We start from the raw sequence: 20,695 nt of genomic DNA on the forward strand, positions 1-20,695 counted from the left end.
ACGAGCCCCCGTCGCGAGACGGGGGTTTTTTGTTAGTGAGAGTAGTTGAGGTATCTCATCAAGCATGGCGCAAAAACTTTATATACAGACTAACGGCTGTCAAATGAACGAATACGATTCCGATAAGATGCGGGACGTATTGATCGCATCGCACGGCATGGAATTGACCGACATTCCGGAACAAGCCGATGTGCTGCTGCTAAACACTTGTTCGATCCGCGAAAAAGCCCAGGAAAAGGTATTTTCCGCCGTGGGGCGCTGGAAAAAAATCAAAGACAAACGTCCTGGCGTGATTATTGGTGTTGGTGGCTGCGTAGCCAGCCAGGAAGGTGCGGCCCTGCAAAAGCGCGCGCCGTATGTAGACATTGTGTTTGGTCCGCAAACCCTGCACCGCTTGCCTGAGTTGTTAAACCAAGCACGTAGTGGCGGTAAGCATGTAGTCGACATTTCTTTCCCCGAAATCGAAAAATTCGATAATTTACCGGAACCGCGTGCGGAAGGGCCCAAGGCTTATGTATCGGTGATGGAAGGTTGCAGTAAGTACTGTACATATTGCGTAGTGCCTTACACCCGCGGAGAAGAAGTCAGCCGGCCGCTCAACGATGTGATTGCCGAAATCGAAACGCTCGCAAGGCAAGGTGTGCGCGAGATCAATCTGCTCGGCCAAAACGTTAATGCTTATCGCGGCGCGATGGAAGACGGCGATGTGGCTAGTTTTGCACTGTTGTTACATTGCGTTGCCGCTGTCGATGGTATAGACCGTATTCGTTTCACTACATCGCATCCTTTAGAATTCACTGACGATATTATCGAAGCGTTTGCCGAGATTCCGCAGCTGGTCAATCACTTGCATTTGCCCGTGCAGAGCGGCAGCAACCGCATTTTGGCGGAAATGAAGCGTGGTCACAGACGCGAAGATTACCTGGAAATCATGCGCAAGATGAAAGCGGTGCGGCCAGGCATCAGTTTGTCGTCGGATTTTATCGTCGGTTTTCCCGGCGAAACCGAAGAAGATTTTGAAGATACCATGGCCTTGATCGAGGAAGTCGGTTACGACCTGTCTTACAGTTTTATCTTCAGCGCCAGACCCGGTACGCCGGCAGCCAACTTTGCCGATGATGTCAGTATGGCGGTTAAGGAACAACGCCTGAAGCGCCTGAAAGATCGCTTGAACGAAATGTTCATGGCTATTTCCGAAGCGATGATCGGTAGCGTGCAAAGTGTGTTGGTGGAGGGCATCTCCAAGAAAAACCCACTGCATCTGACAGGCCGTACCGAAAATAACCGCGCCGTCAATTTTGCCGGGCATCCGCGCTTGATCGGGCAGTTCGTCGACGTGTATATTGCCGAAGCCTTGCCCAATTCGTTACGGGGTCGCCTGGTGGAATCGTCCATCGAAAAAATCCAGCAGACCGCCTAGTGTTGAACGCCAGCCTTTTTTCGCAAGAAATTACCCTGTTACCCGCCGATGCGCAACGCCTGTCCAATTTTTGCGGACAGTTGGATGCGCATATCCGCCAAATCGAGCAACGCTTACAGGTGGAGATCGCCAATCGCAGCAATCATTTCAAGGTCACGGGTGTCGATGCCGCGGTCAAAGCGGCTTGCGCGGTGATTCAGAAATTGTTCGAATTGACCGAGCGGGAAGAAATCACCCCGGAGCAAGTGCATTTGAGTTTGCAGGATGCCAGTATCGACCAGTTACTACAGGCTACGCCGAGCGTGAAATCGGAGCCGGTGGCGATTAAAACCAAGCGCGGTGTAATCAAGGGTCGCGGTTTTAATCAGCAGGACTATTTGCGCAAGATCATTTCGCATGACATTAATTTCGGTGTCGGTCCCGCAGGTACCGGTAAAACCTATCTGGCGGTCGCGTGTGCGGTTGATGCGTTGCAAAACGAGACCGTGCGGCGGATTATTTTGGTACGGCCGGCGGTGGAAGCGGGCGAGAAGTTAGGTTTCCTTCCTGGCGATATGGCCCAGAAAGTCGACCCCTATTTGCGGCCCTTGTACGATGCGCTATACGACATGTTGGGCTTCGAGCGCGTCGAAAAATTGCTGGAAAAAAATGTCATCGAAGTGGCGCCCTTAGCCTTCATGCGCGGTAGAACCTTGAACGACTCGTTTATTATTCTGGATGAGGCGCAAAACACGACGGTGGAACAAATCAAGATGTTTCTGACCCGGATCGGTTTCGGTTCCACCGCCGTCATTACCGGCGATGTTACGCAAATCGATTTGCCCAACGAAAAAATGTCCGGTCTGAAACATGTGTTGAAAGTGTTGAAGGATGTGGACGGTATCAGTTTTACCTTTTTCGGGGTGCGCGATGTGGTCCGGCATCCTTTGGTACAGCGCATCGTCGCCGCTTACGAGCATTACGAAAAAGAGCACATGCCGTCGGCGTAGTCTATGAATTATATCGACATGCAAATTGCTACTTCGGCACCTCATCCCGAACTCGAGCAGTTTCAGCAATGGGTGGACGCCGGGCTAGCAAGCTTTGAGGATGATGCGGACTGCGAGTTGGTGATTCGTTTGGTCGACGATGTGGAAAGCGCAGAGCTGAATCAGCAGTATCGGCATAAAAACGGACCGACTAACATCCTGAGCTTTCCCTTTGAAGCCCCGGCGGGCATGGACATGGACTTGCTGGGCGATTTGGTGATTTGTGCACCGCTGATAGGGCTGGAAGCTGCGCAGCAAAACAAATCGCCCGAGCACCATTGGGCGCATATCACTATACACGGCGTATTGCATTTGCTAGGGTATGACCACATAGAGGATCAGGATGCCGAACAAATGGAAGCATTAGAGATTGAGATTTTGAGCAAATTAGGTATAGCAAACCCTTATATGGAGGATGGAAAGCAATGAGCGATGGTAACCCCCCGAGTAGTCAACCCCATAAGAGTTTGATCGAGCGCATCGGTCATTTTCTGAGTGGGGAGCCGCAAGATCAGGAAGACTTGCTGGAGATATTGAGAGAATCGCAAGAAAAACATCTGTTAGACTCCGACGCACTGGCCATGATGGAAGGTGTGATGCATGTGGCGGAGATGCGGGTCAGAGACATCATGATTCCCCGTTCGCAAATGGTCGTCGTTCCTAGGGAAGCGGAACTGGAAACCATCTTTCCGTTAGTGGTCGAATTTGCTCATTCCCGTTTTCCCGTCATCGAAGAAGACCGCAGCAAGGTGGTTGGTGTTTTGCTTGCCAAGGATTTACTGGCTCATGCTTTAAAGGATAAAACCCTGAAAGTCGAGGATGTGATGCGCCCGGTCAACGTGGTGCCGGAAAGCAAACGTTTAAATGTGTTACTAAAAGAATTTCGCACCGAGCGCAACCACATGGCCATCGTCGTCGACGAATACGGCAATGCCGCCGGCTTGGTGACGATTGAAGACGTCCTGGAGCAAATCGTCGGCAAGATTGAAGACGAACACGATGACGACGAAGTACAAGAATTTATTTCTCAGCGTAGCGAGAAAGAATTTATCGTCAGCGCGCTGACACCCATCGAAGAATTCAACGATTATTTTTCCGCCGCATTGGAAGACGACGAATACGACACGCTAGGCGGTTTAATCGTGCAGCGGCTAGAACATTTTCCGAAGAAAGGCGAGAAGGTGGAGCTGGACGATTTCTGTTTCGAGGTATTGCGGGCCGACAATCGGCGAGTGCATTTACTGAAATTGAAGATCAAATAACTGTGTTCTGTGCGCTGGTGCCTGAGGCATTAAGCATTAGCAGTTCCTCGAACGCATCGGCCGGCAGGGCTTTGGAGAATAAATAGCCCTGCCCATAGTCGCACTCCGCTTCCAGCAGTAGCTGGCGTTGTTGTTCGGTTTCTATGCCTTCCGCGATGACTTTCATCCCCAGCTTGTGCGCCATGACGATAATCGCTTCGCAGAGAATTTTGTCGCTGGAATTCGGCGACAAATTGCCGACGAAAGACTGATCTATTTTCAGATAATCGATATCGAATTTCTTCAGATAAGCCAGCGACGAATAGCCGGTGCCGAAATCGTCCAGCGATACTTGAATCCCTGCGTCCCGAAAAGCCAGTAATTGATCTTTCACCACATTACTGGCGTCCAGCAGCAAGCCCTCGGTAATTTCCGCGACGATGCTTTGTCCCGGCAGCTCAAGTGTTTGCAAGTATTCCAGCCAAGTGCCGTGGGACTGGTCGTCGTAAAACTGCATCGGCGACTTGTTGACGCTGATCTGAAAGTCCGGATGGTATCGGGCACGCCATTGTTTGACCTGTCCTGCCGCTTGTTTAAATACCCAAGTACCGATTTCGGCAATCAGGCCTATATCTTCGGCAATATGCACAAATTCGCTGGGGCTGACCATGCCCCGTGTCGGGTGTTGCCAGCGGATCAGCGCTTCGGCTTTATGGATGGCGCCGGATCCCAGTTCCACGACCGGCTGGTAATATACTTCAAATTGGTTGGCCTCCAAAGCATGGCGCAAATCGTCGGCAATCAGCATGCGCGCTAGAGCGGCTTCCTGCATTGATGGAGTGAAATAACAATAGCGATTACGGCCCTGGTGTTTCGCTGCGTACATTGCCTGATCGGCGTTTTTTATTAAGGTATCGATTCTCTCCGCGTCCTTCGGGTACAGGGTGATGCCGATACTGGCGGAGATGTAGGCCACTTTGCTTTTCAGCTGAAAAGGTTCGGCGAGTCTTTGCAGGATGTTTTTGACCACCCGTTCGGCATCCTCAGCATCATCAAGTTCGCCGAGGATGACTGTGAATTCGTCGCCGCCCAATCGGGCGACAGTATCGGAATCGCGTACGCAATGCAGCAGCCGTTGCGAGGCATCTTTTAACAATAAGTCGCCCATATCGTGACCCAGCGTATCGTTAACTTCCTTGAAACGGTCCAGATCAAGCAATATCAAAGCGACCTGCAAGCCGGTGCGATGTGCCTTTTTGATTTCTTGATCCAGCCTGTCATGAAACATGCGGCGGTTGGGCAGGCCGGTGAGCGGATCGAAATTGGCTTGGGTCCAGATCAGTTCTTCGGACTGCTTTTTTTGGGTGATGTCGGAAAATAACGCAACTCGCCGCTGCGGCAGGCCATCCGCGCTAAATATGGTATTGATGGTCAGTTGCTCAGCAAATATCTCGCCGTTCTTCCGACGATTCCAAATTTCGCCTTTCCAGTGACCACTACTGTTGATGGCTTGCCACATGGCTTGATAAAACTGTTCGCCCTGCCGCGCCGAGTTCAGAATGTTATGGTTTTTACCGATGACTTCGTCCAATGTGTAGCCGGTCAAAGCGGTGAAAGCCGGATTGACATTGATAATCATGCCTTGTGCGTCGGTCACGGCCATCGCTTCGCTGCTGTTTTGATAGACTAAGGACGCCAATTGCAGTTCTTCATTGCTGCGGCTGCGGTCGATTGCAATGCCGGCCAAATGCGAGGCCTGTTCAATCATCTGAATATCGTCTGCTCCTGGCTCCGCAGGATGGCGCTGGTAAATACCAAAAGTACCCAACAATTGGCCGGACGCGCCACGTATCGGTTCAGACCAGCACGACCCTAAACCGGCCCTAGCCGCAAGCTCGGTAAACGGCGCCCAATAAGTATGGTTTTGAATATCTTCGACAATCACTCGCTGGCCGAAATACGCAGCCGTACCGCATGAGCCGACACCGGGGCCTACGTAAAGGCCGTCTACAGCAGAATTGTAGAAGTCGGGTAGATGCGGTGCAGAGCCTATGAACAAGCGATTACCTTCGTTATTTAATAGCAATATCGAACAAATTAAGTCAGGATTTTGGGCCTCTACACCCAATACCACCGCTTGCAGGATCTCCGGCAGTGCCGCGCCTTTGGATACTAATTCCAGCACATGATTATGGGCGCGCTCACGATTGGCCGCTTGTTGGCGGTCAGTAATATCCATGGCTATGCCGATGATGCCGACCGTCTCTTTGTTGATGTCTTGCAATGGCGTGCGGGTTATTTGTATGGTGTGCCGTTTGCCATCGGCAAATTTTATTTGCTCGAGGGACTGATGTGCTTGATTTGTTTGCGCTAAACACGCTTGATCGGCACTTAAAAAACTGGCTGCGATCTCCGCGCCGAACAACTCGGCCAATGGTTCGTTGGCAATTAAACGGGTTTCCGGCAGGCCAAGGGCATCGCAAAAAGTATGGTTTACAAACAAAAAGCGCGTATCAAGGTCGGCCAACCAAATGCCGACGGGGGCGTTGTCGAGAATGGCATGCAACTTAGCTTCGGAGGCATGTAACTCGGCTATTTGCGAGTTTAATTGTTCGGTCATCGACATGAAACTATTCGCCAGATAGCCGATTTCGTCGTTACGGTGCGTCGGTAACCCGGTCAGCGGCGTGCCCAGCTTGAATTGACCGATGGCGGTGGTCATCGAATTGAGCGGTTTTGCCAGGACGCGCGCCAACATTAGCGAAATTGCACTTGCCAGCAGGCTGAACAACAAGGTTATTTCGATAACGCTCACTCCCAGAGCTTTACTTTCCTGCAAAACGTTTTTCAGCGGCGTATATAAACCCAGCATGGCGAAGCGTCCGCTGCTTTCCGAGCCCAACGGCAGTTTTACGAAAGCGGCGAGTGAAGAAGCGGCCAAACTTTGCGTATCGCTGGTCGCGAATACCGAATGCGCTTGTTTGCCAGCCAGAATCGCTTTTACGTTCGGGATGTCATTCTGAATCAGGAAACTGCGGCCGCTCTCAAATCCAAAGGTTTTTGCCGCGTCGGGGTGAATTAAATAGTCCCCTCTGTCGTTGCTGAGCAGCAATTCAATATCGTCGGGAATATTGCCGCGTACTTGCTCGAATAGCCCTTGTAAATCGACATTGATGACGATCACTGCGATGGTGGCGTTGGCCGACTTGATCGGCATCGCTATCCGCAGTGTGGGTTTACCAAATCCCAGGTGAGTGCCTAATTCCTGATTTAAATTGATTTCCGAAACGTAATATTGCTCCGCAGCCAGCGGCACGGTTTCGAATACGTAAGGAAAATGGTTTTTCTCTTGTAGCTGCGCGTCGGCAATCACTTTGAGGTTGTCTTGATCCCTATCGACTCTGACTAATTCCTTGCCGTAATGCTGCGTGTCGATCAAACGGATTTGACTGTATTCGGGATGGGCATTTAGCAAGCTGACAAAAATCTCCGCCAATTGATTTTTGAGTATGTCCAACTTTGCGTCAGGTGTTGCCGAGACCATGTCGGCGCTGACCGGCAAATTGCTTAGAAACTTGACGTTGCTGGCGGTAGCTGCCAACGCATCCGCAAATCGGTTTCCCACGGCTTGGGTGTCGTTGAGCAGCTTATCCTTGGCGGTTCCCACCAGCATGGCTCGGCTGCGGTCGTAAACATAATAACCGGTCAGGCCTGTCGATAACGTGCCTAGCAGTGCCAGCCAGAAACCCAATTTTATGCCTATGCTGGAGCGCACTCAGAATGCCTCGGGCGCTTCGCCGGAAATGATTCTATCCCATAGCGTTTTGCGCGCTAGCGGATTGAGTATCGGTTCCAGCCAAATGATGGGTTGGTTTTGGGGGCTGTCGTTCTCCGGCGCTGTAATCGTGTTTGCCAAGCCGTGTTGCTGGGTTAGCGTTTCGCTGACTGCTTTTTCCAAGGTGTAATTGATCCATTTTTCTGCCAACTCGGGGTTCCGGCTATTTTGGGTGATGGCCCAGCAATCCAGCCAGGCCAGCGCACCTTCGCGGGGAATCACATAGCCGATGTCGGCACCGGCTTCGCGCAGAGCTTTCAGTTGCTGGGTGCCGTAATTACCGAAAATCAAGGCTATTTCATATTTGACAAACAGTCTGGTCGCTTCCTCCGCGGTCGCGTAAAAGGTCAGCACATTACGGCGTAACTTGGCCAATTCGCGAGCAGCCTGTTTTAGCTCGGGATCTGTCATCCGGAACGGATTGGATACGCCCCTTAATAAGCCGACCAAGGAAAAATTGTGATTACTGGCGTTAAAAGCCAATACTCGGCCCCGATAGGCAGGGTCCCACATAGCCGACATGGATTGGGGGGGAGTGTTAATGAGTTTGCGGTTATAGATCAGCCCCATTTCCGAGTAGGTGTAAGGGACGGCATACGTGTCGTTCCCGCGAACCAGGCCGGGGATGGCTTGCAAGTTTTGGAAACGCGGCAACTGCCGGGCATGGTTGGGAATATTTGTCATGCTGATCGGCCTGCTCAGGCCTTGATCGATATAACGCTGCAATTCCGCAGTATTGACAGCAAATACGTCATAGTTGCCACCATTGATTTTCTGCCAAAGGTCGTCGTCGGACGTTACCAGGGTTAACTCTATCGCCACGTCGAACCGCTGCTGGAATGCCGAAACCACTTCACTATCGGCGTAACCGTCCCAACTGAGCACCCGCAGTGTTTCCTGGGCGGATACCCATCCGGATGTTGCCAGACATATAATCGTAAGAAAATATGTCAGAACGGTGGGGGAACATTTGGCAGTAATGCTCATAAGGCTATCGGCATGAATTTGTCGGGCCATCATAACCAATAAGTATGCGCTTTCCGCCAATGTCGATATTGATATTATGTTGCCGCGCACAGATTCCGAAAATAGTGCCATGAGGCTATCTGGTCGGATTGTCGTTTAGGGTGGGTCCGGATTAATCAGCTTGATCGACTTTGATCAGAATGCGTAAAGCATTTTGCCGGGTGCTGTGGTTGAAACTGTTGAAGCCGTGATTGTCGGATTGTTCAGTGTCGGTGTTGCCGGCAATTTCCACCCATTCGCCGAGATTGGCGCGTAAAGTGGTGTGAGCGGATTGGGTTTCAATGTGGCCGTTGCGCTGAAAGCTATCCGACCACGGTTCGATATCGAGAATGACCTGCTCGCCTGCCAAGCGCGGCGTAACAGCGAAGCCGGTACTGGCTTCAATCATCTGGGTATTCGTGCTTACCGCGGAGCCGTAACCATAGCCCGAGTCGTATACGCTGTAATTTTGCACCGGCCGGACCTGTCCGGTTTTGATATGGGCCGCCTGGCCTTCCAGGGTGCGTAATTGTTGGTGTTGTTGCCGGTTTCGCAAGTCTTCGCTGTTGCCCATCATGCCGCGCATCTGAATCCTATTCGGCATTGCGGCAATGGCCGCTTCTGCGTTCAATTCGGCTGCGGTTTTGCTACTGGTTTGCAAGACGCTGATGACTAAATTGCTGAGCCGGGCATCTAGTTTTTGAATGACGGCCCGGATTTCGCCGAGTTTGGCGGGATTGGTTTTAACGATCAGACTGGCACCGTTCTCGATGACGCGATCATCGGCATCCAGCAGCGGTGCCAGTAAAGCGCGTACGTCGGAGGCCGGACGGTTCATCAGGGGGATGACTTCTATCACCGATTCGTCGGCAAGTGCTTGGCCGGCTATCAACATCAAGCCGGCCAAGCAGGGTTTAAATTTCATTGTAAAGCGCGAGATATTGATTCGCACTGTTTTGCCAGGAGAAATCCTTGAGCATCGCGTTACGTTGAATTTTCTTCCAGACCGGTCGGTTGTGGAATAACACCAGGCTGCGTTTGATGGCTTCTATCAGCGCGGCCGCCGACGCATCGTTAAACGAGATGCCGCTGGCGGTGCCATTGCTAATGCTTTCCGGCAATGCATCGACTACCGTATCTGCCAAGCCGCCAGTTTTTCTGACGATAGGTATCGTGCCATAGCATTGGCTATACATTTGATTTAAGCCGCAAGGTTCGAAGCGCGAAGGCATCAGGAAGATGTCGGCGCCGGCCTCGATTTGATGCGCCAAGCGTTCGTCGTATCCAATGGTGATGGATACTTTTTCCGGATATAGGCGGGCAAACTCCTGCAGGCGGTATTCGATGCTTTTATCGCCGCTGCCCAGTAAGGCAAATTGCAAGGGTAGGGTGGTCATCTCTTGTAAACAGCTTAGTACCAGATCGATACCTTTTTGTTCGACCAAGCGGCCAATCAAACCAAACAAGGGAGTTTCCGATTCCACCGGTAAGCCCAGTTGTTGTTGGAGTGCCGCTTTATTGATTTGCTTGTCTTTTAGGGTATCGACGCTGAAAGGCTTTGCGATATAGGCGTCGTGCGCCGGATTCCAGACCGACACATCAATGCCGTTCAGAATGCCACGTAACTGGCTTTGTTTATGCGCCAACAAGCCTTCCAAGCCGTAACCGAATTCAGGGGTCTGGATTTCCTGGGCATAAGTGGGGCTAACCGTGGTAATACGGTCGGAATAGCTCAGCCCGCCTTTGATAAAGGACAGCATGCCGTGGAATTCCAGACCGTCCGGGTGGAGTAATTGCCCCGGCAGATTTAACTGGGCGTAGGTGCTGCCGGGAAACAGTCCTTGGTAGGCCATGTTGTGAATGGTAAAAATCGTCGCCGGCGGGTTGGGTTCCAATGACAGCAGTGCCGGTACCAAGCCGGTTTGCCAATCGTTGCAATGCACAATGTCGGCGTGCCAGTCTAAATAAGCCCGGTTGGTGGCTACTTCGACGATGATGCGGCAAAACAGCGCAAAGCGCTCACCAATGTTCGGCCAAGGGCGTCCGGCTTCATCAAGGTATGGGTTACCCGGAAAATTAAAGAACGGCGGATAGTCGACCAGCCAGACGATGACATCACTGTCCGGCAAGCGGGTTTCCAATAGGTTAACGTCGCAATTGTTGACTCGCACCGTGCATAGGTAACGGCCGGGCTCGCAGTTCTTGATGCCCTGGTAATTGGGCATGATGATGCGCACGTCCTGGCCCAACGCGGCCAGGGCCAGAGGCAGGCTGCCGGCGACATCCGCCAGGCCGCCGGTCTTGATCAAGGGGTGGGTTTCGCTGCTCGCGAACAGAATTTTTTTCATGGCGATAAAACTACATTTTCAAAATAATACCGGCCAGGGGCGGCAAGGTGACGGAAATGGAGTGGTCTTGGTTCATCCAGGGTTGCGGTTCTGACAACACCGAGCCGTTGCCAAGGTTGCTGCCGTCGTAATATTGAGAATCGGAATTGAAAATCTCGTAATAGGTGCCGGGATTAGGTACGCCGATTCGGTAACTTTCGCGCGGCACCGGGGTAAAGTTCAGGATCACGATCAAATCTTCATGCGCCGATTTGCGGCGATAACTAATGATAGATTGTTGATAGTCGTGGCAATCGATCCATTCGAACCCGTGATGATCGAAGTCGTAACGGTGCAGGGCGGTATGGCTGGAATAGAGTTTATTCAAGTCTTTAACCAGGGTTTGCAAGCCTTTGTGATGCGGGTAATCTAAAACATACCAATCCAACGTGCGGTTACAGCTCCACTCGGTGCCTTGACCGAATTCGCAGCCCATGAACAACAATTTTTTACCCGGATAGGTAAACATCATCGTGTACAGCAGACGCAAATTGGCAAAGCGTTGCCATTCATCGCCCGGCATCTTATTCAACATCGAGCCTTTGCCGTGCACCACTTCGTCGTGCGAGAACGGCAGCACAAAGTTTTCTGTGAATGCGTAAAGCAGGCCGAAAGTCAGCGAATCGTGATGGTATGAGCGGTGGATCGGTTGTTCCTGCATGTAATGCAGAATGTCGTGCATCCAGCCCATGTTCCACTTCATCGAGAAGCCCAAGCCACCGGTCCAGGTGGGTCGAGTCACTTGCGGCCACGAGGTCGATTCCTCAGCCATGATCACCGTGCCGGGATGCTGTTCGTGCGTGACGGTATTCATTTGACGCAGGAAGTCGATGGCTTCCAGGTTTTCATTGCCGCCGTACATGTTCGGGATCCAGTCGTTGGCGTCGCGCGAGTAGTCCAGATACAGCATCGACGCCACCGCATCGACCCGCAGGCCGTCGAGGTGGAATTCCTCCAGCCAGAAGAAGGCGCTGGACAGCAGGAAGTTTTTCACTTCGTTGCGGCTGTAGTTGTAAATCAAGGTGCCCCAGTCGCGGTGCTCGCCTTTACGCGGGTCTTCGTGTTCGTAAAGCGGCGTGCCGTCGAAGCGGCCCAGAGCGAAGTTGTCTTTTGGAAAGTGGGCGGGCACCCAATCCAGAATTACGCCGATGCCGTTTTGATGGCAGTGGTCGACAAAATAACGGAAATCGTCCGGCGTGCCGTGGCGGCTGGTCGGCGCAAAATAACCGGTGGTTTGATAACCCCAGGAAATGTCCAGAGGGTGTTCGGTGACCGGCAATAACTCGATATGAGTAAACCCCAGTTCCTTGACGTAATCCACCAATTGCTCGGCAAGCTCGCGATAATTCAGGAAATTGCCGCGATGATCGCGCCGCCAGGAGCCCAGGTGTACCTCGTAAATCGACATTGGCTGATGTAGCCAGTCGTGCTGTGGACGGTGGTCCATCCAGCTGCCGTCTTGCCAGGTATAGCTGTCTTCCACTGTGACTATCGCGGCGGTTTGCGGACGGAATTCGAATTGCTGGCCGTAAGGGTCGGTTTTGACTAGCAGTTGGCCGGTATGGCGATTCAGAATTTCAAACTTGTACAAGCAGCCGGCAGACAGGCCGGGAATGAAAATTTCCCAGATACCGCTACTGCCCAAGCTGCGCATCGGATGGCAGCGGCCGTCCCAGCGATTGAAGTCGCCGATCACGCTGACCCGCTGTGCGTTCGGCGCCCAAACTGCAAAATGTACGCCGGGAATATCGGCAACGCTGTGCAGATGCGAGCCAAGCTTTTTGTAAATATGCCAATGCCGACCCTCGGCAAACAAATGTTGGTCGAATTCCGGCAGCACCGGGCCGAAGCAGTATGGGTCGTAGTGTTGATGGTCGTAGCCGTCCTTGTCTGTCCAAAATAATGGGTAATGCTCGGGGATGGCTTCGTTGCCCGGATGGTATTCGAAAAAATCGGTGTCGGGAATGCGAGAGAATTCTGGGCCTTTGGGACTGTTGATTCTTACGGTTTCCGCGTAGGGCAAATACACTCTGATGATGTTATCGCGGCCTTGACCATGACGGCCTAGCAGGGCGAAAGGGTCGTGATGTTTTGCTTCGGTGAGTTTGATTAGTTCTGAATCAAGCGTGTTGGTTTTGCTTGGCTTGTTCATTTTGCAATGCCTCAGTTATAGTTAGTTATCGGTTGGCAGGAATAGCAATTTTGGTAATGACCGACTTTTCAGCATCAAATCGCTTGAGTTTTTACTTTTCCGTGAAGAGTAACGATAATGGCTCTACGCGGCAAGTGGCAGGTAGAGAAATCTGTGAAATGTCGGTTGCAGCCGGTTTTGGGCGGTAAAGCTTATTTAATTGAAAGAGGATACACATGTCAGTCGTCGATACACATCAAACGGAGAGACGGGTCAATGATTTAACCCGCAACACCATTGCGTTAATTCTGGCTGGCGGACGCGGATCGCGGCTGAAGGATATGACCGACTGGCGGGCCAAGCCGGCGGTGCCGTTTGGCGGTAAATTCCGTATCATCGACTTTCCCTTATCCAATTGTATCAACTCCGACATTCGCAAGATCGGTATCCTTACCCAGTATAAGGCGGATTCGCTAATTCGCCACATCCAACAAGGTTGGGGCTTTTTGCGCGGCGAGTTTGGTGAATATGTCGATTTGATGCCCGCGCAACAACGGCATGACGAACATTCCTGGTACCAAGGCACCGCCGATGCGATATATCAGAACATCGACATCTTGCGGGCCCGTAATCCTGAGTTTGTATTGGTATTGGCCGGGGATCATATATACAAGATGGACTATTCGGTAATGCTGGCCGATCACGTTGCCAATAAGGCCGATCTGACGATCGGTTGTATCGAAGTCTCGCTGGAAGACGCTAAGGCGTTTGGTGTAATGCACGTCGATGAAAATCGCCGGGTGAAGGCGTTTGTGGAAAAGCCCGAAAATCCGCCGGTGATGCCCGGCCGGGAAAACACGGCGTTGGCTTCCATGGGTATTTATATTTTCAATGCTGGCTTCTTGTTCGAACAATTGATCAAAGATGCCGATACCAAAGGCTCCAGCCGTGATTTTGGCAAGGACATCATTCCGTCGGTGATCGAAAAATACCGGGTCAACGCCTATCCGTTCCTGGATTTGCAAAGCGGCCAGCAAAGCTACTGGCGCGATGTGGGAACCATTGATGCCTATTGGGCGGCCAATATGGAATTGGTCGGTGTCAAACCCGATATGAATTTGTACGACAACACCTGGCCGATCTGGACCTATCAAGCGCAAACGCCACCGGCTAAATTTGTGTTTGACGATGACGATAGACGCGGCCAGGCTATTGACTCCATGGTCTCCGGCGGTTGCGTAATTTCCGGCGCCACGGTGCGCCACTCCTTACTGTTCTCTATGGTGCGGGTCAATTCATACAGCTCGGTGCAGGATTCAGTGATTTTGCCCGAAGTGAATGTCGGTAGACATTGCCGGATTACCAAAGCCATCATCGAAAAGGGTTGTCAAATACCGGAAGGTACGGTGATTGGCGAGGACCGGGCGGAAGACGAAAAACGTTTTCACGTCAGCGAGGGCGGTGTGGTGTTGGTGACATCCGATATGCTGGGACAAAGACGGAATTATGTCCGATAAAAAGCTTAAGCTGGTGCTCTGCTGGCACATGCACCAGCCTGAGTACCGCGACATGCAGAGCGGGGAATTCAAGCTGCCGTGGACCTATCTGCATGTGATCAAGGATTATGTGGATATGGTCGCGCATCTGGAGGCCGTGCCGGGGGCTAAAGCGGTGGTGAATTTTGCCCCTATCCTATTGGAGCAGATCGAAGATTATTCCAACCAAGTCAACGGCTATTTGCACGATAGAATTGCCATCAAGGACCCTCTTTTGGCTGCATTGGTCGAACCTTCGGTTTCCGCAGATCCTGAAAAGCGCTTAAAGTTGTTACGCGATTGCCGAAAAGCCAACCGGGAGCGGCAGATCGAACGCTATCCGGCTTTTCGTAAGCTAACCAATATGGCAGACTGGATTGAAGCTCACCAGGACTCAGTCAATTACCTGAATGCGCAATTTATTTCCGACATTTTGGTCTGGTATCACTTGGTCTGGATGGGCGAGACGGTCAAGCTCAACGATAACCGCGTCAAACGCTTAATCGAAAAAGGCAGCGGCTTTAGTCTGCATGACAGGATCGAGATTGTTGAAATTATTCGCGATCTGTTGTCGAAAGTTATCTACCGCTATAAGGCTTTGGCTAGAAAAGGCCGCATCGAACTGTCGGTGACGCCTTATGCGCACCCCATCATGCCGTTGATGCTCGAGATAGACAGTGCCCGCGAGGCAATGCCTGGCGTAACCTTGCCGGGTATTAGTCATTACCCCGGTGGTGAAGAGCGCGTGCGTTGGCATTTGCAAAAAGGCTTAGCGACCTTTCGGCATTTTTTCGGTTTCGAACCGCAAGGCTGCTGGCCGTCCGAGGGCAGTATCAGTCAGCGGACCCTGGAAGTGTTAGCTGATTTTGGTTTCAAATGGGCCGCCAGTGGTGGTAACGTCTTGCATAACAGCATACGCGCCAGCGCGCTTGGCGATGCGGTTGCTGTGCATCGCCCCTTTAAGTTGGGTTCTGCGGAGATCGCCTGTTTTTTTCGCGACGACGGCTTGTCGGATTTAATCGGGTTTGAATATTCAAAATGGCATGCTGATGATGCGGTGGCCGATCTGATTCAGCACTTGGAAAATATCGCCGATTATGAGCCACAGACGCCCCTGGTTTCGATAATCATGGATGGCGAAAATGCCTGGGAATATTTTCCGGATAACGGGTATCATTTTCTTAGTGCGCTGTACAAGCGGCTTAGCGAACATCCGCGTATCGAATTAACCACTTTTTCTGACTATCTGGATAGTGCCGCTCCCCAGTCTGGGTCCTTGCCGAAATTGGTGGCCGGTAGTTGGGTGTATGGTACGTTTTCAACCTGGATCGGCGATGCCGATAAGAACTGCGGCTGGGAGATGTTGGCTGATGTCAAAAACGCTTTCGACAAAGCGGTCGCCAACGGCAAACTCTCCGAGCAACAATTGGCTGCCGCACAGGTGCAATTGGGCGTCTGCGAGGGGTCGGATTGGTTTTGGTGGTTCGGTGATTATAATCCCGGCGAAGCGGTCAGCGATTTTGAAAAACAGTATCGGCTTAATTTGAGCAACCTCTATCGTTTGCTGGGCGTAGAGCCGCCGCCGTATCTGGCTTTGTCGTTTACGCAAGGTAGCGGTAGCCCGGCGATGGGTGGCGCAATGCGGCGCGGTATTCAAATATAATAAAACGGAATAAACAACATGGGTGCTCTCTTGGATAAACGCCGCGCAGGTGTTTTGTTACATATAACATCGCTCCCGGGCCGTGGAGAGTGTGGTGATTTGGGTAAGGAAGCCTTCAATTTTGTTAATTTTCTGCACGATATAGGTGCTACCGTCTGGCAGACCTTGCCGTTGGGTATGACGCATGGCGACGGTTCACCTTACCAGTGCTTGTCGGCACATGCCGGCAATCCTGCCCTGATTAACATTCAATGGCTAGCCGATAAGGGTTGGCTGCAAACTACCGACCGTTGCGGCGATTGCCATACCAACGCCGAATACACCAAAAGTTGTTTGGTAACCAAAGCCTTTTACGGTTTTCAAAGCTTGGCTGATGCCGAGCAGCAGCACGATTTTAAACAGTTTTGCGTGGAAAAGGCCGATTGGCTGGATGACTTTGCCTTGTTTATCGCTTTGCGGAATGTGTTTGGACATAAAAGCTGGAATCAATGGCCGGACGCGCTGAAGCAGCGCGAGCCGGGCGCACTGAATGAATCAAAGCAGTTACTGAAGGCTGTGATCGAAACGATCAAATTCGAGCAGTATGTGTTTTTCCGGCAATGGCACGAGTTGAAAGATTACGCCGCCAAGCATGGCGTACTGATGTTTGGCGATATTCCGATCTTTGTATCGTATGACAGTGCCGATGTTTGGGCGAATCGGGCGGTCTTCAAACTTAACGATTTGGGCGAAATGGATGTCGTGGCCGGCGTGCCGCCCGATTATTTTTCTGAGAACGGTCAGCGTTGGGGGAACCCGCACTATGACTGGAAATATTTGCAGAAAACCGGTTTTAAATGGTGGTTGGATAGAATCAAATCCCAGTACGAAATGTTCGATATTTTGCGAATCGATCATTTTCGCGGCTTAGAGGCGGCATGGGAGATTCCGGCCAGCGAGCACACCGCCATCAACGGGCGTTGGGTTAAAGCGCCGGGTGCGGAATTGCTGGCGGCGATTCAGGAGCAATTTGCCTCGCTATCCTTGGTGGCAGAAGATCTTGGGATTATTACTGAAGAAGTAGAAGCTTTGCGCGACGATTTCGATTTGCCGGGGATGAAGATTTTGCAGTTTGCTTTCGGCGACGATAGTCGCAATCCTTATTTGCCCTGCAATTACCAGAAAAATAGCGTGGTTTACACCGGTACCCACGATAACGATACCACGCTGGGCTGGTTCGAAGGGCTTAATGACGGCGAGAAACAGCGTATATACGATTATCTTGGCTGGTCTAGCCTACCTATGCCCAGTGCCTTGATTCATGCCGCATTAGGCTCGGTTGCCAATCTGGCGGTGATTCCGATGCAGGATATTCTGAAGTTGGGATCACCCGATAGAATGAACACGCCAGGCACAACCGAAGGAAATTGGCGCTGGCGGTTTGATTGGTCGCAATTAACCGATGATAAAGCCGGACATTTTGCGCATCTGGTTAGATTGTTCGGGCGCTAGGCTTTAATAACGTTTCAATCGTCGTCTTTTTTGCCGGTTTCTGCGGGGATCGGCAATACCGCGATGTCGTAACTTGCGATGATGGCCTGGATTTTATCCAAGTTTTTGTCGATCAAATCATTCAGTTGTTGCTTACGTTTGTTGTCGCCTTGGCGCAGGCCCATGGCTATTGAAAAATCAAACTTTAAGCCCGGTGAAGATTGCATAGGTATAGCAATATAACTGCCTTTTGGGGCTTGCGATTGCACATATCCCGCCATAGGTCCCCAAAGTATCACCATATCTATTTTTTTGGCACGTAAGTCTTTTTCGATTTGCATAGCGGTGTTGTGTTCGCTGTCTCCGGTCATGCTTTGGTAGGGAATCCCTTGCTCCAGCAAGCCGTTTTTTTGCAGCCATTCTGTGCCTGGGCCGCGGTCGAACATTGCTATTTTCAGTTTTTCCTGCCTGTCTAGTGGGAGATTGGCTAGTTGTGCGCTGTCTTTAATATCGTCCCAGCCACGGCCTTTGGCAATCAGCAGCACATAAGTCGAGTGGAAGTAGGGTTTGCTGGTATCGGTAAGATCGTAGCCGGCTGGCACGCCCATCACTACATCGCATTTAAAGCCTTCGCCGTTATCGTTCTCGGCTTTCAATGTGTTGCGGATAAAGCCGATTCTTTCCGGTAGCCAGGTATATTCCAGTTCCTGTCCTAACTGTTCGGCAAATAGGGCGGCGATTTTGTTTTCGTAGCCGGTTTGTTCTTTGGTCGAATAGGGCGGGTTTAGCGGGTCGGCGCAAACCCTGAATTTGTCTTGGGCGTTCACAGAAATCGCTGATACAGCCAAGGTCGCCGTCATTATTAATTTTGAGGCGGGTGAGAACATTTTCATCGCAGTTTCCTTTTAGCTGGGTACTATACGTAAAAAAGCCTTGGCCGATTACTCGACCAAGGCTTGCTTTACTGAAATCTAACGGGTTAGATCTTAGTTAGGCAGAGCGAACACAGTCAGTGTACCACCCAATTTGGTGTAAGAGCTCAAGCTTCTGTATGCACCCACCGCGCCCAAACCTTCTGAGCTGGATGCAGAAGTACCGTCGTCGATACCGGCAGCGATACCGATACCAGCCCAACCGCCGATACCTGACAGAACGCCAACGTATTGTTTGCCTTCAAATTCCCAAGTATTGACGTTGCCGATGATGCCTGATGGGGTTTTGAATTTGTACAATTCTTTACCGGTTTTAGCATCAACTGCTTTCAGGTAGCCTTCCAGGGTGCCGTAGAATACGACGCCGCCAGCGGTAGCAACCGAACCTGACCATACAGAGAATTGCTCTTTGTTGGACCAAGCGATTTTGCCGGTTTTAGCGTCATACGCAGTGAACTGACCCAAGTTGGTGGTGCCGTCTTTTTTACCGGTCAGCACGTCAGCGCCGGCAGGCATCATCGACAGCGTGGCACCTACATAAGGTTGACCTGCGGTGTATGAAACTTCAAAGGGTTCATACTCCATGCACAAATGGTTGCCTGAAATGTAGAACAGGCCGGTTTGTGGAGAGTAAGAAACAGGTTGTTGGTTTTTAGAACCCAACGCTGCAGGGCAAGTACCTACAGTGTTGACGTCTTCACCGTTGTGCTCGGTAGAAAACTCTGGCACTACTTCAGGACGGCCTGATTTCAGATCGACGTGAGACGCCCAGTTGACGGATTTGTCGAATTTCTCAGCAACCAACAATTCGCCGGTTTCGCGGTCCAGGGTATAACCGAAGCCGTTACGGTCGAAATGCACGATGGTTTTGTGCATTTTGCCTTTGACTTCTTGGTCAACCAGAACGGTTTCGTTGATACCGTCATAGTCCCATTCGTCATGTGGAGTCATTTGATAAACCCATTTAACTTCACCGGTGTCGGCGTCACGTGCCCACAATGACATAGACCATTTGTTGTCGCCAGGACGTTGTACTGGGTTCCAGGTCGATGGGTTGCCTGAACCGTAGTAAACCAAGTTCAGTTTAGGATCGTAAGAATACCAACCCCAGGTAGTGCCGCCGCCGATTTTCCATTGGTCGCCTTTCCAGGTGCTGGTACCTGAGTCTGGGCCAACAGGGGTGACTTTGCCGTCTTGCCAAGTGGTGGATTTGCCTGGTTTCAACAGGGTGTCTTTATCCGGACCCATACTGTAGCCTTTCCATTCCAGCTGGCCGGTACGGATATTGTAAGCAGCCAAGAAGCCGCGTACACCGAATTCACCGCCGGAAATACCGGTAATGACTTTATCTTTAACAACCAATGGTGCGTTGGTGTTGGTCATACCCAATTTAGGGTCGCCGTTTTGTACGCTCCATACGCGCTTACCGGTTTTGGCATCCAGTGCAGTCAGTACGGTGTCTGATTGTTGCAGGAAGATTTTGCCGTCGCCGTAAGCCAAACCGCGGTTAACGGTATCGCAGCACATTACTGGGATGGTGACGTCAGCGTCCATGGTTGGGGTAAATTCCCAGATGACTGCTTTAGTTTTTTGGTCGATCGCGTAAACGGTGTTTGGGAACGGAGTGTGGATGAACATGACGCCGTTAACAACCAAAGGGCCGCCTTCATGACCACGCAAAACACCTGTAGAAAAAGACCAGGCTGGTTGCAGGTTTTTAACGTTTTGAGCGTTGATTTGCGACAGCTTGCTGTAACGTGTGCCGGCGTAATCTCCGCCCCATGTAGCCCAGTTGGCTGGGTCTTGTGTCAGTTTTTCAACATCGCTGTTAGCGGTAGAGACAGTTGGTGCAGCAAGTAAAGTCGCTACAGTCGAAGCAAGCAGCCAGTTTTTTACAGGCTTCTTCATATGTTTCCTCCTGGTAATCTGTTGATGAGACAGAGTACGGTTTTGTGTTGTTAAGACTAATATTAGTTTTAAAGCTCTATTTGGATGACTGCCCTTTAGGGCTTGTTCGGCTATAACCGAGCGCAGAGGGAGAGCCACAC

The 20,695-nt window shown here is 51.3% G+C and carries 14 protein-coding genes; 7 read left to right on the forward strand and 7 right to left on the reverse strand.

The window, feature by feature from the left end:
* Nucleotides 1-64 precede the first annotated feature (64 nt).
* Genes miaB through ACR02O_RS07180 form a run of 4 tightly spaced genes read left to right on the forward strand, consistent with a single transcriptional unit; the run spans nt 65 to nt 3,710 of the window.
* Complete coding sequence (miaB, locus tag ACR02O_RS07165; protein WP_458136736.1) at nt 65-1,420, forward strand: tRNA (N6-isopentenyl adenosine(37)-C2)-methylthiotransferase MiaB; 1,356 nt, start codon at nt 65-67, stop codon at nt 1,418-1,420.
* The gene (locus ACR02O_RS07170; RefSeq protein ID WP_458136737.1) at nt 1,420-2,409 is read left to right on the forward strand and encodes a PhoH family protein; all 990 of its coding nucleotides are present in this window, start codon (nt 1,420-1,422) and stop codon (nt 2,407-2,409) included. Before miaB ends, ACR02O_RS07170 begins: the two co-directional genes overlap by 1 nt.
* A 3-nt stretch (nt 2,410-2,412) precedes the next feature.
* Nucleotides 2,413-2,877 (forward strand): rRNA maturation RNase YbeY, encoded by a 465-nt coding sequence (gene ybeY, locus ACR02O_RS07175; protein ID WP_458136738.1) that lies wholly within the window; start codon nt 2,413-2,415, stop codon nt 2,875-2,877.
* Complete coding sequence (locus tag ACR02O_RS07180; RefSeq protein ID WP_033158342.1) at nt 2,874-3,710, forward strand: CorC family transporter; 837 nt, start codon at nt 2,874-2,876, stop codon at nt 3,708-3,710. The genes ybeY and ACR02O_RS07180 overlap by 4 nt, the downstream gene beginning before the upstream one ends.
* Here the strand turns inward: ACR02O_RS07180 and ACR02O_RS07185 are convergent.
* The 5 genes from ACR02O_RS07185 to glgB all read right to left on the reverse strand — a co-directional run bounded on the left by ACR02O_RS07185 (nt 3,703) and on the right by glgB (nt 13,068).
* Nucleotides 3,703-7,464, reverse strand: a complete 3,762-nt coding sequence (locus ACR02O_RS07185; RefSeq protein ID WP_494523072.1) for an EAL domain-containing protein — start codon at nt 7,462-7,464, stop codon at nt 3,703-3,705. The genes ACR02O_RS07180 and ACR02O_RS07185 overlap by 8 nt on opposite strands.
* Complete coding sequence (locus ACR02O_RS07190) at nt 7,465-8,511, reverse strand: extracellular solute-binding protein (RefSeq protein ID WP_494523073.1); 1,047 nt, start codon at nt 8,509-8,511, stop codon at nt 7,465-7,467.
* A gap of 151 nt (nt 8,512-8,662) precedes the next feature.
* Nucleotides 8,663-9,454: a secretin GspD/PilQ domain-containing protein gene (locus tag ACR02O_RS07195; protein ID WP_494523074.1), complete on the reverse strand. Its 792-nt coding sequence runs from the start codon at nt 9,452-9,454 to the stop codon at nt 8,663-8,665.
* Nucleotides 9,444-10,877: a glycogen synthase GlgA gene (gene glgA, locus ACR02O_RS07200; protein ID WP_494523075.1), complete on the reverse strand. Its 1,434-nt coding sequence runs from the start codon at nt 10,875-10,877 to the stop codon at nt 9,444-9,446. The genes ACR02O_RS07195 and glgA overlap by 11 nt, the downstream gene beginning before the upstream one ends.
* 10 nt (nt 10,878-10,887) lie before the next feature.
* Complete coding sequence (gene glgB / locus ACR02O_RS07205; RefSeq protein ID WP_494523076.1) at nt 10,888-13,068, reverse strand: 1,4-alpha-glucan branching protein GlgB; 2,181 nt, start codon at nt 13,066-13,068, stop codon at nt 10,888-10,890.
* 215 nt (nt 13,069-13,283) lie between these two features.
* On the opposite strand from glgB, the gene glgC reads away from it, so the two are divergent.
* The 3 genes from glgC to malQ are packed head-to-tail and all read left to right on the forward strand — an operon-like array spanning nt 13,284 to nt 17,736.
* Complete coding sequence (glgC, locus tag ACR02O_RS07210) at nt 13,284-14,564, forward strand: glucose-1-phosphate adenylyltransferase (RefSeq protein ID WP_033158346.1); 1,281 nt, start codon at nt 13,284-13,286, stop codon at nt 14,562-14,564.
* The gene (locus tag ACR02O_RS07215; RefSeq protein ID WP_494523077.1) at nt 14,554-16,245 is read left to right on the forward strand and encodes a glycoside hydrolase family 57 protein; all 1,692 of its coding nucleotides are present in this window, start codon (nt 14,554-14,556) and stop codon (nt 16,243-16,245) included. The genes glgC and ACR02O_RS07215 overlap by 11 nt, the downstream gene beginning before the upstream one ends.
* A gap of 18 nt (nt 16,246-16,263) precedes the next feature.
* The gene (gene malQ, locus ACR02O_RS07220) at nt 16,264-17,736 is read left to right on the forward strand and encodes a 4-alpha-glucanotransferase (protein ID WP_101054575.1); all 1,473 of its coding nucleotides are present in this window, start codon (nt 16,264-16,266) and stop codon (nt 17,734-17,736) included.
* A gap of 14 nt (nt 17,737-17,750) precedes the next feature.
* Here malQ and ACR02O_RS07225 read toward each other — a convergent pair whose 3' ends face one another.
* Complete coding sequence (locus ACR02O_RS07225; protein ID WP_494523078.1) at nt 17,751-18,608, reverse strand: quinoprotein dehydrogenase-associated putative ABC transporter substrate-binding protein; 858 nt, start codon at nt 18,606-18,608, stop codon at nt 17,751-17,753.
* A gap of 93 nt (nt 18,609-18,701) precedes the next feature.
* A complete protein-coding gene (locus tag ACR02O_RS07230; RefSeq protein ID WP_101054581.1) occupies nt 18,702-20,555 on the reverse strand; it encodes a methanol/ethanol family PQQ-dependent dehydrogenase in 1,854 nt (617 codons plus the stop codon).
* Between the last annotated feature and the right edge of the window lie 140 nt (nt 20,556-20,695).

The sequence above is a fragment of the Methylomonas sp. PHL2-19 genome (assembly GCF_059331595.1).